The sequence below is a fragment of the Leptospiraceae bacterium genome, from assembly GCA_025059995.1.
In the GTDB taxonomy this organism is placed as follows: domain Bacteria; phylum Spirochaetota; class Leptospiria; order Leptospirales; family Leptonemataceae; genus SKYB61.
The window spans coordinates 37,643-53,330 of sequence record JANXCF010000009.1; the positions used below are offsets into that span (position 1 = coordinate 37,643).

General features: G+C 34.7%; 15 protein-coding genes. 6 read left to right on the forward strand and 9 right to left on the reverse strand.

Features of this window, described 5'->3' with window-relative positions; translation table 11 throughout:
- Positions 1-27: 27 nt before the first annotated feature.
- Positions 28-1,086 carry a hypothetical protein gene (locus tag NZ853_10645; GenBank protein MCS7206143.1) on the reverse strand — a complete coding sequence of 353 codons (1,059 nt, stop codon included), beginning with the start codon at positions 1,084-1,086 and terminating at the stop codon, positions 28-30.
- Positions 1,087-1,171: 85 nt separating this feature from the next.
- Positions 1,172-2,329 (reverse strand): recombinase RecA, encoded by a 1,158-nt coding sequence (gene recA / locus NZ853_10650; protein MCS7206144.1) that lies wholly within the window; start codon positions 2,327-2,329, stop codon positions 1,172-1,174.
- Positions 2,330-2,563: 234 nt separating this feature from the next.
- On the opposite strand from recA, the gene nhaA reads away from it, so the two are divergent.
- The 3 genes from nhaA to NZ853_10665 are packed head-to-tail and all read left to right on the forward strand — an operon-like array spanning position 2,564 to position 5,900.
- Positions 2,564-3,874: a Na+/H+ antiporter NhaA gene (gene nhaA / locus NZ853_10655; protein MCS7206145.1), complete on the forward strand. Its 1,311-nt coding sequence runs from the start codon at positions 2,564-2,566 to the stop codon at positions 3,872-3,874.
- A 33-nt stretch (positions 3,875-3,907) separates the two neighbouring features.
- Positions 3,908-5,083, forward strand: a complete 1,176-nt coding sequence (locus NZ853_10660) for a hypothetical protein (GenBank protein ID MCS7206146.1) — start codon at positions 3,908-3,910, stop codon at positions 5,081-5,083.
- Positions 5,084-5,120: 37 nt separating this feature from the next.
- Positions 5,121-5,900 (forward strand): DUF3108 domain-containing protein, encoded by a 780-nt coding sequence (locus tag NZ853_10665; GenBank protein ID MCS7206147.1) that lies wholly within the window; start codon positions 5,121-5,123, stop codon positions 5,898-5,900.
- Here NZ853_10665 and NZ853_10670 read toward each other — a convergent pair.
- Genes NZ853_10670 through NZ853_10685 form a run of 4 tightly spaced genes read right to left on the reverse strand, consistent with a single transcriptional unit; the run spans position 5,873 to position 9,133 of the window.
- Positions 5,873-7,120: a hypothetical protein gene (locus tag NZ853_10670; GenBank protein MCS7206148.1), complete on the reverse strand. Its 1,248-nt coding sequence runs from the start codon at positions 7,118-7,120 to the stop codon at positions 5,873-5,875. The two genes, NZ853_10665 and NZ853_10670, sit on opposite strands and share 28 nt — an antisense overlap.
- Positions 7,104-7,961 (reverse strand): nucleoside triphosphate pyrophosphohydrolase, encoded by an 858-nt coding sequence (gene mazG, locus NZ853_10675; GenBank protein MCS7206149.1) that lies wholly within the window; start codon positions 7,959-7,961, stop codon positions 7,104-7,106. The genes NZ853_10670 and mazG overlap by 17 nt, the downstream gene beginning before the upstream one ends.
- Before the next feature lie 13 nt (positions 7,962-7,974).
- Positions 7,975-8,433: a gamma-glutamylcyclotransferase gene (locus NZ853_10680; GenBank protein MCS7206150.1), complete on the reverse strand. Its 459-nt coding sequence runs from the start codon at positions 8,431-8,433 to the stop codon at positions 7,975-7,977.
- 16 nt (positions 8,434-8,449) lie between these two features.
- On the reverse strand, positions 8,450-9,133 hold the full coding sequence (locus NZ853_10685; protein MCS7206151.1) for a Maf family protein: 684 nt from the start codon (positions 9,131-9,133) through the stop codon (positions 8,450-8,452).
- Positions 9,134-9,442: 309 nt separating this feature from the next.
- Between NZ853_10685 and NZ853_10690 the strand changes: the two genes are divergently transcribed.
- Complete coding sequence (locus tag NZ853_10690; protein MCS7206152.1) at positions 9,443-10,609, forward strand: hypothetical protein; 1,167 nt, start codon at positions 9,443-9,445, stop codon at positions 10,607-10,609.
- 38 nt (positions 10,610-10,647) lie between these two features.
- Here the strand turns inward: NZ853_10690 and NZ853_10695 are convergent, their stop codons facing one another.
- Genes NZ853_10695 through ilvC form a run of 3 tightly spaced genes read right to left on the reverse strand, consistent with a single transcriptional unit; the run spans position 10,648 to position 12,375 of the window.
- Positions 10,648-10,902, reverse strand: coding sequence for a hypothetical protein (locus NZ853_10695; GenBank protein ID MCS7206153.1), 255 nt, complete (start codon positions 10,900-10,902; stop codon positions 10,648-10,650).
- Entirely contained in the window at positions 10,902-11,327 is a 426-nt protein-coding gene (nikR, locus tag NZ853_10700; protein MCS7206154.1) for a nickel-responsive transcriptional regulator NikR, read from the reverse strand. The genes NZ853_10695 and nikR overlap by 1 nt, the downstream gene beginning before the upstream one ends.
- Positions 11,328-11,373: 46 nt before the next feature.
- Positions 11,374-12,375: a ketol-acid reductoisomerase gene (gene ilvC, locus NZ853_10705; protein ID MCS7206155.1), complete on the reverse strand. Its 1,002-nt coding sequence runs from the start codon at positions 12,373-12,375 to the stop codon at positions 11,374-11,376.
- A 241-nt stretch (positions 12,376-12,616) separates the two neighbouring features.
- On the opposite strand from ilvC, the gene rpsR reads away from it, so the two are divergent.
- The gene (rpsR, locus tag NZ853_10710) at positions 12,617-12,892 is read left to right on the forward strand and encodes a 30S ribosomal protein S18 (protein MCS7206156.1); all 276 of its coding nucleotides are present in this window, start codon (positions 12,617-12,619) and stop codon (positions 12,890-12,892) included.
- Positions 12,893-12,912: 20 nt separating this feature from the next.
- On the forward strand, positions 12,913-15,687 hold the full coding sequence (locus NZ853_10715; GenBank protein MCS7206157.1) for a 2-oxoglutarate dehydrogenase E1 component: 2,775 nt from the start codon (positions 12,913-12,915) through the stop codon (positions 15,685-15,687).
- Position 15,688 lies beyond the last annotated feature (1 nt).

The following is a 15,688-nucleotide window of genomic DNA, read 5'->3' on the forward strand; positions in this document are numbered from 1 at the left end:
TTAAACGAAAAATTAACAAAAACAACTTTACTTAAAAGTATTTTTTAACCTTTGTCTGACACGTTGAATTCTTTCTTTTAGTTCTTTTTGATTTTGATCGGGATACAATCTCTCAATTTGTTCTAAATAATATTTTGAAAAAATATAATTTTTTTGCAATAAAAAAGACTCAGCTAATAATAGATAAAAACTTGCATGTATGAAGTTCTGATTTTGTTCGTTTGGCAGAGTGGGAATTTGTTTCTGGAGATTTTGAAATTGCAAAAACGTCTGAAACAATTTATAGTAATCTTTTCTGTAGAAAAAAGCATTAGCAACTAGAAGTAATTTCTCTTCCTCAGAAAATTCCCAGTAACTGTTTTGTTGAAAGATTAATTGGATTTTCTCATTCAAACCAAAATTAGAAAAAATTAACAAATATAACCATTCATAATATGGATATAAAAAAAGTAAGATTTTCTGCTTATCTATATAATTAAGTTTTTTTTGTGAACTTATGTTTAGTATTTTGTAATAGAGAATGTCACTATAAACATCTAAAAAAAGCAGATTGTGATCTTCTTCGTTAGAAATTGCTAAGGTTTTTTTGGTGTATTTTTTTAAAAGAAAGACGGTTTCTTCAATTTGATGTTGGTCATTTGCTTCAGGAAAAAAGCCTGTTATTAATTGTTTTAGCATTATATCTTTTTGTAAATCAAAAAGCAAAATGGTTTTATAAAAATAACCGAAGGACAAAATTTTATACACCTCATATAAACTATCTGTATTTTGTTCAACGTAATTTGCTATATGTATCATTTCATTAACTTGTTTTTCGAGTTCTTCTTTAAGGACATTGTCTTTATGGATTAGATGGATCTTTTTTTGAGTTACTAATTCGTTGAACTTTAGTATGATTTTTTCATTCCTGTTTTTTAAAAATACGACATTTTCGGGAAGTAGGATTACCCTTATAGTGTTGGATACTTTGTCTCTATAAAAAAAAAGAAGAACAACCAACATCAAAATCAACCCGAAAAGAACAAAGTAGAAGATTTTATTTCTATTGTTTCTTTTCTGAACGTATACTTCTACTCTTCTATACACAATTCAGAATTTTTTTTCGAAGTTAACTTTAAAAGAAAAATTTAACTCCTTTTCAAAAACATAAACACAAGGTTTTTCCTTGTGTTTATGTTCCAAATTCATCTTGGATTTCCCCTGTTTCTGGATCGTAAGTAATGTCTTTGTTTTGGTTATTCTCGACTTCTGGCGTTGGTGAAACTTGATTTTCGCTTATTAGTTTTTCTTTGATCTTTTGTTCAATTTCTTTTCGGATTTCTGGATGTTCTTCTAAGAATTGGTAGCAATTTTCTTTTCCTTGTCCTAAGCGTAGATCACCATAAGAAAACCACGTTCCTGAACGTTCAATGATTTCATAAGAAAGCGCTGCGTCGAAGATACAACCCACTTGATGAATCCCCTTTTGGAATAAAATATCGAACTCAGCTTGCTTGAAGGGGGGAGCTACTTTGTTTTTTACTACTTTTACTCTGACTCTACTTCCGTAAGCTTCCTCTCCTTTTTTGAGGGTTTCTAGTTTCCGAATATCTAACCTCACAGACGCATAAAACTTCAAAGCATTTCCACCCGTTGTGGTCTCAGGCGAACCAAACATCACTCCGATACGATTACGGATTTGGTTAACAAAAATCACAACAGCTTTTGATTTAGAGATGGTTCCAGTGAGTTTTCGCATTGCTTGGCTCATGAGCCGAGCTTGTAGTCCTATTTGAGTATCTCCCATGTTACCTTCTAATTCTGCCTTAGGAACCAATGCTGCCACACTATCGACAATGATCAAATCAATAGCATTTGAACGAACCAATGCTTCTGTGATTTCTAATGCTTCTTCTCCGTAATCCGGCTGTGCGACTAAGAGTTCATCAATATTGACACCAATTTTTTTCGCATAGTTAGGATCAAGAGCATGTTCTGCATCGACAAAAGCAGCCACCCCACCCATTTTTTGAGTTTCTGCAACCGCACTCAAACACAAAGTTGTCTTCCCTGAGGATTCGGGTCCAAAGATTTCGATGATCCTACCTCGTGGATATCCACCAACCCCCAAAGCAATATCCAAAGTCAACGCACCCGTGGGAATCACATCAATTTGTTGGGTAGCCGAACTACCCAATTTCATGATTGCTCCTTTTCCAAACTGTCTTTCGATCTGCTGGATAGCTCCTTCAACAGCTTTTTTCTTTTCAGCACTGATAGTGTATTCTCCCTCTTGGGATTGTAGAGTATCATTTTCAATCTTTTCTAATTTGACTTTTTTCTTTGCCATACACCACTCCTTAGTATCAATATATCCAACTATGGGACAATTTTTGAATTTTTTGCTGTTTTTTTATCATAGAGAAAAAAATCAAATACTAAACATATGAAAAGTGTTTTTTAAAAAATCGACAAATATAGGGAAATACCAAGAAAAAAAGTATTGCTCACACGAAAAAAAGCAATTCTACAATAGCTTTTGATTTTCACTTTACAGTTAAAAAACTACAGGCTTTCTTTTTTTATGAAGTTTTTTCTCTCTCCCTTTCAAAAAACAAAATCTGTTTTAGAAAAGTTCATCCAATACGAAGCAAGTAGTGGTTTGATTCTTTTGGTCATTACGATTGTTGCTTTGATTTTATCCAACTCTCCTTTTGGTGAAAATTATTTTTCTTTTTGGGAAAAGAAAATTTCTCTTCAAATCGATGATTTTGAACTCACAAAACCTCTGATTCTGTGGATCAATGATGGTTTGATGGCAATCTTTTTTTTCCTTGTAGGGTTAGAAATCAAAAGGGAGCTCTTGGTGGGTGAGCTTTCCTCTTTTCAGCAAGCCATCCTTCCTTTGGGAGCTGCTTTGGGTGGAATGATTCTCCCCGCCATTTTGTTTTTGACCTTCGAAAGAGAAGCCACTACTGGCTGGGCTATCCCCATGGCAACGGATATAGCTTTTTCTTTGGGAATCATCAAGCTTTTGGGGAGTCGGGTTCCTCATGCTTTGAAGGTTTTTCTAACAGCATTTGCTATCATAGACGACCTTGGGGCAGTTCTCATCATTGCTGTCTTCTATACTACCCATCTGAAAACTTCTTATCTGGTTCTTGCTTTTGTAATCATGATTGTTTTGGGATTGATGAATGTTTTTGAAGTTCGTAAAATCTCATTTTACATCTTATTGGGTATTTTTCTTTGGTATGGATTCTTGAAGAGTGGGATACATCCTACCATTGCCGCTGTTATTTTAGCTTTTTTTATTCCTGCAAAGCCTCGTGTGGAATTATCAAATTTCCAAGAAACTCTCAAAGAGACAAACAACGTATTTTCTGAATTTCCACACCACTACAAACGCATATTGCTAAACCCAAAGCAACAAGAAACCTTAGAAAACCTCGAAACATCAATAGAAAATATCCAATCACCCTTGCAACGACTTGAGCATATGCTTCATGGTTTTGTTGCTTTTTTTGTCATGCCCGTTTTTGCTTTTGCCAATGCAGGTGTTCCGATAGAAGCAAGCACAATAGGAGCTCTTTCCTTCACTCTGGGGTTTTCTCTTGTTTTCGGAAAAGCCATAGGACTTTCTTTGGGAACTTTTCTTTTCATGAAGTTGTTCAAAGCCAGTCTTCCTGAAGGGACAAAAAAAATTCATTTCCTTGGACTTGGGTTTTTAGGGGGTGTAGGTTTTACGATGGCTTTGTTCATCACAAATTTGTCTTACACAGAAGCTATCTTGTTGAATCAAGCTCGTATAGGAATCCTGATGGGCTCAGCTGTTAGTGGAATGATAGGATATACTATATTGTATTTTTCATCCCAACCATCAAAACATTCTTGATTTTTTAAATTACTCATTATAACTTTAAACGCAATGAACATACAAAAACTTTCTCAAGACTTGACCTTGATTTTTGGAGAAATCAGCGAACAATTCTTTTTTCAGCTCCGAGAAATCATTATTAACGCAATTGAATTTACTTATCAGCAAATCAAAGAATTGACCGACCATCCAACGTTACAAAACACCATCATTCATCATTCCAAACCCCAAATCCTAAATCAACTCAAAGAATTAGAATATATCTCGCAAGAAAGTCTATTTCGATTTTTATATTTGTATGCAGAACTCTTACGTTATGTTTTGAATTTGATTAAACCCATAGAAAAAAAGATTACTTTATCTTTGTATGAAAACATCCAACCTCAGGTTTTATTTTCTGAGCGATTTTTTTCTGATACCACGAAGGATCGAATCCTTTTGCTTGAAGATCAAAACGTGATCTCTCCTCAAGACATCTATCATTCTGTGAACTCGAAAAACAAGAATAAAATTTATTTTCTTCTGCCACCTCTTTTGAGTGATGCAGAAATTTTCGAACAAAGCATTGTCTCCCAAAAATCCATTGGGACCTTTCTGAGGGAAAATCAAGTCCATTTTGTGAAAGTTCAATTCCAACCGAAACTTTCCCTTTCTGAAAACGCAGAACAATTATATGAAATGATAAAACTGACTTTTTCTTTTTTTTCTTCTGAGAGAGAATCCCCCAAAATCTCGTTTTTGACCTTTAGCACAGGAAGTTGGATTTTGTATTACTTACTCTTGAAGTATAAAGAGTTTTTCAAACCCAAAATAGAAAACTGCTTTGTAATAAGTTCCCCCGATTTGGGTTTTAAGTTAGAACGAATCCTTCTTTGGGCAGGTTTGGGATTCGATTATGAATCTACCATCTCTTTGAAAATTTTAAGACTCCTCACCTCCAAAGAACTCAGCATTTTAAAAGATTTCCACGAAAACATAGTAAATACCCATAAAAAACAACTCAAAGAAATTTTGCCTCAATTTCCCATCACGAAAATTTATTCTATCATCCTCGAAGAAAATACCCTTTGGGCAAATTGGCTTGGTGATGGTATCATCGAAGAAAGCAGCTTGAGTTTTTTCGATGACTGTTTACCTGAAGACAAAATTTATACGATCACTGGAATTTCTCACTTGCAAATTCTATCGTCTTTCGAAATCAAAAATGTCTTAAAAGAAATTTTATGAGAACTTTTTCAACTATAGAAACATCTAATTTATTTAAATGAAGAAATTATTCATTTTTACTTTTATAACCATCACCACTTTGAAAGCCCATTCTTTTTATGAATACAAATACAAAATCTACTGGAAGGGAATTCTGGTAGGTTATTCTTCCTTGGGGATTTACGGCATGATTGATTGCGAAAAAGAACAATGTTATGTTCTAAAAGCTAAAGCCCACAACACAAAGGTTTTGCAATATATCTACCCAGTAAATAATTACGCCATATCTTATTGGAATCCTAAACGAAGAATCCCCATTTATAGCGAAAAGTCCTTAAACGAAGGAAGATACCATCGGGATCAAAAAACATATTTTTCTTTTAAAACTCAAGAAATCACGTGGTATCAAAGAGAATTTTCGGGAAACGTCAAAAACCGACAAAACGTATGGAAACACAAAGAGGGTGTGACAACTTTACTTCCAAACACTCAAGACATTTTATCAGCTATATTCTTTTTGCAACTTTCACCCCATCAACCTAAAAAAGAAATCACTTTCAGCATCCCTTTGTTTGATGACACAAAATTAGTGGAATTAAAAATCCATATTGTGGATCAAGTAGAAATAGAAACCCACATCAACAACGTCAAAGAAAAAAAACGTGCTTGGATTGTGATACCTTCCTTTGAAACCTCAGGCTTGTTCCAAAGTTCCGGGAAAATCACACTATGGATACATGCAAACCCTCCAAGAGAGATCCTAAAAATGCGGGTTCAAATTCCGTATGTGGGACATGTGACTACAGAACTTTATGAAATCAGGAAACTCGAATTTTGAAGAATTACCTCATCCATGAAGACAGGTTCGGTTTGAAGGCGAATCCCGGTTTTTTGATAAACCTGATTTTGGATTCCTTTCACAAATGCTTTGAGCTCTTTTACATTGGCATGATAATTTATGATTGCCAAAGCATGATGAGGAGAGATACCTAAGGTTTGATTTTGACTTTTGTATCCTTTAAAAAATCCACTATACTCAATCAACCACGCAGCTGGAACTTTGTAATAAGAATCCTCGATATAATGTGGGATTTCATAGGGGATTTTTGATTGTAAATCTTGGAATTCCTTTTTGCTCAAAAGAGGGTTAAGAAAAAAGGATCCTGCGGTATGGCGATCAGGACCTTGTTCATCCAAAATCATCCCTTTTTTTCGCCGTATCTCATAGATAGTCTTTCGTATTTGATAGGGGAAAAGGATTTCGTTTTTGAGATTAGAATCAAAAAAAGAATCAAAGAATTCTTTTTCTTTTTCTTTGGCAGAAATTTCTGTTTTAAATAATAAAGAATTTCGAAGTTCCTGATAATGCAAGGGAATTGGTTTTAAAACGTCCACCTCAAGTTCTAACTGGAACACAACAAAGCGCAGAGGAAATTTTTTAAAAATACTACTTCGATACCGAAAATCACAATCCTCACGTACAAACTTCTTTTTCTTTGGTTCATAATTTTCGATTTCGTAAGTAATTACAGATTTAACATAATTTTGGATTTCATCGCCGTAAGCTCCGACGTTCTGAATTGGAAGGGCACCAACTTTTCCCGGAATACCCGATAACAAAACAAACGAAGGTATTGAATGCATCAAACAAAAAAAGACGAAGTTATCCCAACGAATCCCAGAATCTACCCATATTTGAACAGACTTATGTTTTTCTTTCGCCAATTGAACCAACTTTAACAACTCAGGATAAAACTTGATGGGATAAAATTCTTGGTAGGGTTTTTCTTCATCAAAAGGGATTTCCAAAACTTTATCCTCTACTTGAAATTTTGCTTGATGATTTTTTAAATGTAGTATTCCGATTGGCAATACTTCATCTGAACCAATCGTATTTGTGCCCTCCCCCAAAACGAAAAAACCCAGTTTTTTTTCTTTCAGAAAATCCAGAGCTTGCTTCAATTCTTCTTCATCAGAAATCTCCACCCAAAAAGGAACTTTGTTTCCTAAACCCATTGAGGTTTTGGATTTTATTTCCACATCACGTAGAATCTTCATTGTTTTTTTTCACTTGTTGATAGATTTCTTCTAAGATTGAGAGTTTTTCTTCTTTGGGTAAATCTGAAGGATACTTTTCTTGATAAAGACTCATCACTTTTTGAAAGCGATACAAAAATTTTTCGATACTTTTATGCAGAGCCAATTCTGCTGAGATCTTCACGTGTCTTGCTAAATTGACAACAGAAAACAACAAATCCCCAATTTCTGTTTCGAGTTTTTCTTTGTCTTTTTCGTTCGAGAGAACTGTTTCGATTTCTTGGATTTCTTCTTTGATTTTTTGTAGGATTTCTTTTAGGTGGGATTTGTTTTCATTGGGTATCCAATCAAATCCCTCTAATGAAGCTTGCTTTTGAATCTTTTGTGCTCTCATCAAAGCAGGTAAGAATTCTGTATTTTCTCCTATTTCTTTTTTTTTAAAGCTTTCCCAGTTTTTTAAGATAATGTCTGTGTCTTTTGTAGATTTATCCCCAAATACATGAGGATGACGAGAAATGTATTTTTCAAAAAGAAAATCATACACATCATTTAAAGTAAAAAGGTTTTCTTCTTCCCCCAAGTAAATATAGAAAAAAATCAAAAACAACATGTCTCCTAATTCTTCTTTGAGGATAGAGGCTTTTTTGGTTTTTTCCTTTGTTTGGATGCCTTGGATGATTTCGTAAGCTTCCTCCAACAAAGAAGGTGCTAAACTTTGAAACGTTTGTTTTTTATCCCACTCACAATAAGCCCTCAAGATTGAAACCAATTGATAGAGCTTCTTGTCCTTTTGAGGAATGCTTTCTAAGATTTGGATGAGTTCTTGCCCCATCAGTGATAATTCTCGTTGAGAACTCTTCAAAGCAATTGTTTTATCAGAACGAAAACTGTTTTTTCTCTTCGAGATATTTTAAATAATCTCCACTTTCAATCCAAACTGCTAAATTCAAAGGCTGATTGTACCAATAGATAAACGAAAAGATCTTCTGAAATTCATGAAGTTTTTGTATCAGTTCTTGAGAATTTGCATAATGGTGATCTTCAGGAATCAAAAATGACTTTGTCCGCTTTCGAACAAATAAGGACTTTTTTAAGTTGTATTGATTGTAATCTTCATAAAAGTCTAAATCGAAAAACAAAATCGCTGGAACCCGATAGATTTCTCCAATCACAATGCTGTCCTTTGCAGGTTTTGCCGCGGGATATTCCCCCAAATCATAGAGCTTCCCGAAAACAAATCCTTTTCCTAGGTAAATTCCTTCTTTTTTGAGTTTGATGGATAAAGGATGATGGAATTTAGAAAGCAATGTTCCATATACAAATAAAAATTCCATTTATTCCAACATCAGTTCAAAGCTTGATTTCACTCAAAAGAAACCGTACGGCATTTAGCGACAATCCCACAGCATTCAAGTAATCCCCCACAATCGATTCCACCAAAATGGCACCTTCACCTTGAATGGCGTATCCACCCGCCTTGTCATAGGGTTCTGCTGTTTCGATGTATTCTTTAATGTCCGTATCCGAGAGTTTACGAAAAGTCACTAAGGTCATAATGTCTTTTGTGATGATCATTTTATTATGATTGATAATGCAATGAGAGGTCACAACCGTATGAGTTTTTCCTGATAGGAACTTTAACATCAAATAGGCTTCTTCAAAGCTTTGTGGTTTTGTCAAAAAGTACTGATTGTAATAAACCAAAGTATCAGCGGAAAGAACCAAAAACTTTTGTTGGGTCTGTTGTAATTCTTCCCAGGTGATCAAAGCTTTTTGGATTGCTAAGTTAGAACAAATTTCATGTATCAACCCTTTGTGATGCGCTGATTGGACTTCCCATATTCCACCTTGTTTTTTTATGGTTGATAGGTGCTGTAAAAACAGTTCTTCGTCGAATCTGGGTGGGATAACTTCGAAATCCAAACCCCATTTTTGCAAAATCCACTTTCTTCGAGGTGAGTTTGATGCTAAGTAAACTTTGATCTGCTGTTGGGAGAGAAAATCATTCCAATGTTGGATTTCACGTAATTCCATTGGCATAAAGCAAAATCTAGTTATTTTCAAGACAAACAAACGACAAGTGAATTTTTTTCTTTGAAATAAGGATTAATTTTTTAATTCAATAAAATTCAAAGAAATAATTACTGTATTGAGTTCAGATAAAAATTCTTAAAATTAAGAAATCCGTCTAATTGCTTAATAAATAAACAATCTGAATAATTTTTATCTTAGATTTTGACTTAAAGGTTAATAAATAAAAAGGTATTTCTTTTGCATAATGTTTTTTAAACCTTTTTATTTTCAAAAAATTGATTTCACTTCAAACAACATTTGGAGGTTGTTATGAAAAATCAACTGAAAATGAGATTAAAAACTTTTTTTTTCACTACTTTAGCTGTGTTTAGCTTACATCCAATCGGAGCTTTTGAACCATCTATCAATGTGAGCATTCCAGTTGTATCAACCTACATCTTTCGTGGAGTTGATGTTTTTCAAAATAAACATTTGATTGATAAGACATCTTATAGTAGTTTTAATTTGGCGCCTGCGATACAACCAAGTATTACCTTTAATTTTTCAGAAGGGTGGTATTTTAATATTTGGTCCTCGTTTGCCTTAGTGAATCGAAGCGATGCCGATGTGGACGAATTGTTACAAGAAGGTCCTGGTGACACTGGTACGATTGCACAAGCCTATGGAAGTTTTATTGCAAGTCTTTTAACTGATAATCCATTGCCAATTGGTATCATAACATCGACAATTCAAAATACTGTTGATCAAAACGGCTTAGAAGCTTATCTTACTGGTTCAGCTAATTTTCCAAATTTTTATAAAGAACCCGTTGGACTCCATCGCGTTGACGAGGTTGACCTAACGTTAGGATACTCTTTTTCCACAAAGTTAGGAACTATGTCAGGAGGGATTGTAACATACTTACTACCTAACACTGCGGAGGGTGTGGTAGGTGGTGATCAATTTACGGAAATTTTTGTTGGATATTCTCCCTCTGGACTACCAAATTTGTCGATTTATTTATACGGAGAATTCAACGGTGATGGATACGGTGGTTCTACTTTCACAACAATTAGTTACAAAATCCCTATTGTTGAAGGAGATGCTGCTACATTCACTTTTGAACCTGCAATTGCTTATCAAACCCAAAACGGATTACAAGGTATCAAATATATTAGCTTTCCTTTTAATCTTAGTGTAGGGAATTTTTTTGTAAGTCTTGTAGGTTATTATCGCTTCACTATCGAATTCTTTGATCCAGACCCCTACAAAAATGACTTGGTCTCTTTGATAGGACTTTCATCCAATACAGACGGAAAAATACAAGATCCTTCAAAGTTAGGAAATGGGTTTAATATCGAAGGAACTATCATTTCTGATATTTATAATGATATTTATACTCAAGCAGGTATACCTCTTACATACACTTACACCCCATTACAAGATATACCAAGAATCATTTTTTACTTTGCAATCGGTTATAGTTTCAGCTTCTAAACTCTCTCCTTTAGCCACCTAAACAAGGTGGCATTTTTTTATTTTTTTTCATCATTAAGCCATTTTCGTATAATCATACTTGCCTGCTTGGGATTTTCTTTTACAACTTCTTTCGTATTGTTGATCATTTCTTGTTTTTCTTCGGAGGTAAGGTTGACTTTTATTTTTTCTTTTTTATAAGAAGTAGGCTTCTTTTTTGAGGGAGCTTCACTCGAAAGGGAAAAATACAAAATAACGAAACCAACAATCAAGAAAAAAGCAAATGCCAGTCCAAATAAGAGCTCGATGGACATTAAATTTCAGGGGGTGCAATTCTCGTGAGTTCGGCAAACTTGACCCCACGAACACCAGATAACTCAATATTAATTTTTTGGATTTCCTTTGCTAATCCTTTCATCACGATGATTTCTAAACAATCATCTTCATTTACATGAATGTGTAAATTACACAAGATATTGATTAAGTTTGTATGTTGTATGTGGATCATTTTTTCTGAAAGATCAGAAGTATGGTGATTATAAATGATTGATAAAACGCCAATCACGTTTTCTTCTGGGTTTTTCCATTTGTCTGCAACAATCTTTTCACGAATCAAATCCCGAATGAATTCTGACCGAGAAGCATATCCCTGGTCAATGAACTGCTGATCCATGATTTGAAGTAATTCCTCCGGCAAAGATATACTAAAACGCACATATTTATCACTTTTAGTTTCCATAACTGGGTTTATTGGTTGATAATATTATTTATTTCTTTTGGCAATTCTATTTTTTTAAGAACTTCATCATGGCTCGTAGTTTTTTTCCGGTTTCTTCGATTAAGTGTTTTTGTCCCTCTTCTCGTAATCGATAAAAATTTGGATAACCATTTTTGGCTTCGTTTAACCATTCTTTTGCGAATTTTGCTCCTTTGTCTTTTTGGATTTCTTCTAAAATTGACTTCATGTTTTGCTTTACATGGTCATCCACTATTCTTGGTCCACGTGTCAAATCCCCATACTCAGCGGTATCTGAAATAGAATGCCTCATGTTAGCAATACCGCCTTCGTAAATCAAATCCACAATCAGTTTTACTTCATGAAGACACTCAAAATAAGCAATATCAGGATCATAGCCAGCTTCCACTAAGGTCTCAAAGCCTTTAATGATCAATGATGTAAGCCCTCCACAAAGAACAGCTTGTTCACCAAATAAATCTGTTTCGGTTTCATCACGAAACGTGGTCTCCAAAATCCCAGCACGTCCTGCTCCAATTGCCGCTGCGTGTGCCAATGCTCGTTGTTTTGCCCTTCCTGTGGCATCCTGATGGATTGCCATCAATGCGGGTACACCTCCCCCTTCAACAAAAACTCGACGAACCAAATGTCCCGGACCTTTGGGAGCCACCATGTAAACATCAACAAAAGGTGGAGGTTGAATGACTTCAAAATGAATATTAAAGCCGTGAGAAAATACTAAAGCCTTACCTTCTTTTAGATTTGGAGCTATGCTCTCTTGGTAAAGTTGGAGTTGCGTCTGATCTGGGGTCAAAACTTGGATAATTTGAGCTTGCTCACATGCCTCATAAGGTTCAAAAACCTCGAAACCATCTTCTTCGGCTTTGGAACGTGATTTGGAACGTAGCGGCAAACCAATGATCACGTTTAACCCTGAATCTCGCATGTTCTGGGCTTGAGCATGACCTTGGCTTCCATAACCTAAAACCGCAATGGTATAGTTCTGGATTTCTCGTATATCACAAGAATCGTCATAGTAAATTTTTGCCATAAAGTCAACATCCAATACAAAACCACATAAACAAGAACTTTTTGAACGACAAAAGAACGAAAAAATAGAAATTAAAATGTTTAAATTTTTTTAAAGTCAACAAAATTATGATTTATAATATTTTTATAAAAATTATGTTCATAAAAATTTAAAGAATTGATACGCAAATTCAAAATCTGCTTTACAAAGAAAGAAAAAAAGAAAGAAAAGGGATTAGAAAAACTCTTATCGAAGGTGATTTATGAGCGAAGAAACTAAAAATCCAGAGATAAAAAACGAACCAAGCGAAAGTAAAGAAGACAAAACTGTCAAATACCGTTTTAAAAAGCGGGTCCTCGATACTCGTGGATTGGTGATCGATTATCGTAATCCAGAAGTGCTTAAGCGATTCATCACCAAAACAGGAAAGATCTTACCAAGAAGACTCACAGGAGCTACAGCAAAGGTCCAAAGAAAGATAGCCAAAGAAATCAAACGAGCTCGCATGGCAAATTTACTTCCCTTTACAAAAAGATAAATTAAAATTACGAGGTTCCTATGAAAAACTTACAATATATATCCGTATTACAAGGTGATCAAAAAGAATATTTAGAGCAACTATATGAAAAATACTTAAAAAGTCCAGAGAGCATACCACAAGACTGGAAGATTTTATTTGAAGAACTAGAAGAAGCAAAATCCCTTACAAAAATCAAAAAGACAACTGATGAAATTAGTCTCATTGAAACTAAAGAGATTTCCTCTCTTGAATATCATGAAGATTTAAATCTAAAAGTTCATGAATTAATCCAAGATTATCGACGCCATGGACATTTGATGGCAAATATTGATCCTTTAGGGTTTAGAAAAACCCCCAAAGAGGAATTCTTTCATATAAGTAAGTATGGGATTTCAGAACATGATCTAAAAAAGAAAGTCAAAGTTTCAATAGCAAATAAACCAACGATTGATACCGTAGAAAACATTATTAAGAAATTAGATCAAATTTATTGTTCTACTATTGGTTTTGAGTTTTTTTACATTCATAATAATACAAAAAGAAATTGGTTAATAGAAAAAGTCGAATCAGAAGGTTTTTTTGATCCTTTACCACAGCAAGAGATTCTCAATATTTACGAAAAATTATACAGTGCTGAGTATTTCGAAAAATTTTTAACCATCAAGTTTCCGGGGAAAAAACGATTCTCGTTAGAAGGGGGAGAAAGTTTGATTCCCGCCTTAGCAACACTTATCAATGAGGCGGCAAAATACAACATAGAACAAATAGTGATTGGTATGGCACATCGGGGAAGATTGAACGTTCTTGCAAATATCCTCGAAAAAGACTTAGCCTACATATTCGCAGAGTTCTTAGAAAATGTTGATAATATTGAATTCATGGGAGACGTGAAATATCATTTTGGTTATTCTAAAGATCTGATTTTTTCGAATGGACACAAGCTTCATTTGAGTTTAGCATTTAACCCAAGTCACTTAGAAGTCATCAATCCTGTTGTGATGGGTTCCGTTCGTGCAAGACAAACAAAAAATCATGACAAAGAAAGAAAAAAACATTTAGGATTACTCATTCATGGAGATGCGGCTATTTGTGGGCAAGGCATCAATTATGAAATGATTAACATGTCGAACCTCAGAGGATACACAGTAGGAGGAATGATACATTTTGTCGTCAACAATCAAATTGGATTTACTACTGATCCTATAGATGCAAGGTCGACACCCTACGCAACCGATATAGGCAAGCTTTTGATGAATCCCATCTTTCACGTCAATGGTGATGATCCCGTGGCTTTATACAAAGCTGTCAAGTTGGCAATTGAATATCGGCAAACCTTCCAAACTGATGTTTTTATTGACTTAATTTGCTACCGTCGATGGGGACATAATGAAACTGATGAACCAACTTTTACTCAACCAATCATGTATAAAGTCATCAAAAATCATTCCGGAACTTTTAGTATTTTTGAAAACTCTTCTTATGGAAAACAGATCCCAGAAGAAGTAAAAAATCAGATCAAAACGAAAATTCAAAAAAAATTTGAAGCTGCCTATCAAAAACTACAATCAGAAAATATCAAAATTTACATCCAAACCCTCACCGACCAATGGAAAGGTCTAAAGAAAATTGATTTCGAGAATGAACCCAACACTTCAGTAAGCGAAGATACTCTCAAAACCATCACTGAAAGAATAACTGAAATACCTAAAGATTTCCATCCCAATCCCAAGATTGCACGGCTTCTACAAGAAAGAAGAGAAATGATCTTTCAGCCACAAAAACGAAAAATCGACTGGGGCATGGGAGAAACCTTAGCTTACGGAAGTTTACTATTAGAAGGATACCCAGTTCGTATCTCAGGACAAGATGTAAAGCGTGGGACATTTAGCCATCGACATGCGGCAATCTATGACATAGAAACAGGGAATGAATATATCCCTTTACAACATCTTTCTTCAAACCAAGCTTCTTTTGAAATTGTTAATAGCCTTTTATCTGAAGAAGCAGTGTTAGGATTTGAATTTGGATATTCCTTAGCTGATCCTAATACTTTAGTAATCTGGGAAGCTCAATTTGGTGATTTTGCCAATGGAGCTCAGGTGATTATCGATCAATTCATTAGTAGTTCTGAAGCCAAGTGGGAAAGGATGTCTGGAATTACTATGTTTTTACCTCATGGCTATGAAGGACAAGGACCAGAACACTCCAGTGCTCGATTGGAACGATACCTTCAACTCTGTAGTCAACACAATATCCAGGTGATCTATCCTACTTTGCCATCTCAAATTTTCCATCTTTTGAGAAGACAAATGAAAAGAAATTATCGAAAACCATTGATTGTGATGACACCGAAATCCTTGCTACGCCATCCAGAAGCTGTGAGTGAAATTTCTGATTTCACAAATGGGAAATTCATCGAAGTCATTGACGAAACTGATCCTGAAATCCAACCCGAAAAAGTAACAAAACTTCTTTTCTGCACTGGAAAAATCTATTACGAACTAAGAGAAGCACGAAGAAAACACCAAAAAAACCATATTGCCATCGTTCGTATAGAGCAACTATATCCCTTCCCTTTTGATCAGATCAAACAAATCTTACAAAAATATTCGAATGTACAAACTTATCATTGGGTTCAAGAAGAACCAAGAAATCAAGGAGCTTGGATTTACGTGGAAAATCACTTAGGAAATCTATGTCCCAAGAAACTAACCTACATTGGAAGGGTAGCCTCTCCAAGCCCTGCTACAGGTTTTTATAAGGTTCACGTAAAAGAACAAGAAAACATAATTAAAGAAGCAATAGAAATTTAGG

What these genes read in the sequence shown, in the direction of transcription:
- recA (MCS7206144.1), bottom strand. Translation starts at nt 2,329, where the DNA reads ATGGCAAAGAAAAAAGTCAAATTAGAAAAGATTGAAAATGATACTCTA.
- nhaA (MCS7206145.1), top strand. Translation starts at nt 2,564, where the DNA reads ATGAAGTTTTTTCTCTCTCCCTTTCAAAAAACAAAATCTGTTTTAGAA.
- NZ853_10660 (MCS7206146.1), top strand. Translation starts at nt 3,908, where the DNA reads ATGAACATACAAAAACTTTCTCAAGACTTGACCTTGATTTTTGGAGAA.
- NZ853_10665 (MCS7206147.1), top strand. Translation starts at nt 5,121, where the DNA reads ATGAAGAAATTATTCATTTTTACTTTTATAACCATCACCACTTTGAAA.
- NZ853_10670 (MCS7206148.1), bottom strand. Translation starts at nt 7,120, where the DNA reads ATGAAGATTCTACGTGATGTGGAAATAAAATCCAAAACCTCAATGGGT.
- NZ853_10680 (MCS7206150.1), bottom strand. Translation starts at nt 8,433, where the DNA reads ATGGAATTTTTATTTGTATATGGAACATTGCTTTCTAAATTCCATCAT.
- NZ853_10685 (MCS7206151.1), bottom strand. Translation starts at nt 9,133, where the DNA reads ATGGAATTACGTGAAATCCAACATTGGAATGATTTTCTCTCCCAACAG.
- NZ853_10690 (MCS7206152.1), top strand. Translation starts at nt 9,443, where the DNA reads ATGAAAAATCAACTGAAAATGAGATTAAAAACTTTTTTTTTCACTACT.
- NZ853_10695 (MCS7206153.1), bottom strand. Translation starts at nt 10,902, where the DNA reads ATGTCCATCGAGCTCTTATTTGGACTGGCATTTGCTTTTTTCTTGATT.
- nikR (MCS7206154.1), bottom strand. Translation starts at nt 11,327, where the DNA reads ATGGAAACTAAAAGTGATAAATATGTGCGTTTTAGTATATCTTTGCCG.
- ilvC (MCS7206155.1), bottom strand. Translation starts at nt 12,375, where the DNA reads ATGGCAAAAATTTACTATGACGATTCTTGTGATATACGAGAAATCCAG.
- rpsR (MCS7206156.1), top strand. Translation starts at nt 12,617, where the DNA reads ATGAGCGAAGAAACTAAAAATCCAGAGATAAAAAACGAACCAAGCGAA.
- NZ853_10715 (MCS7206157.1), top strand. Translation starts at nt 12,913, where the DNA reads ATGAAAAACTTACAATATATATCCGTATTACAAGGTGATCAAAAAGAA.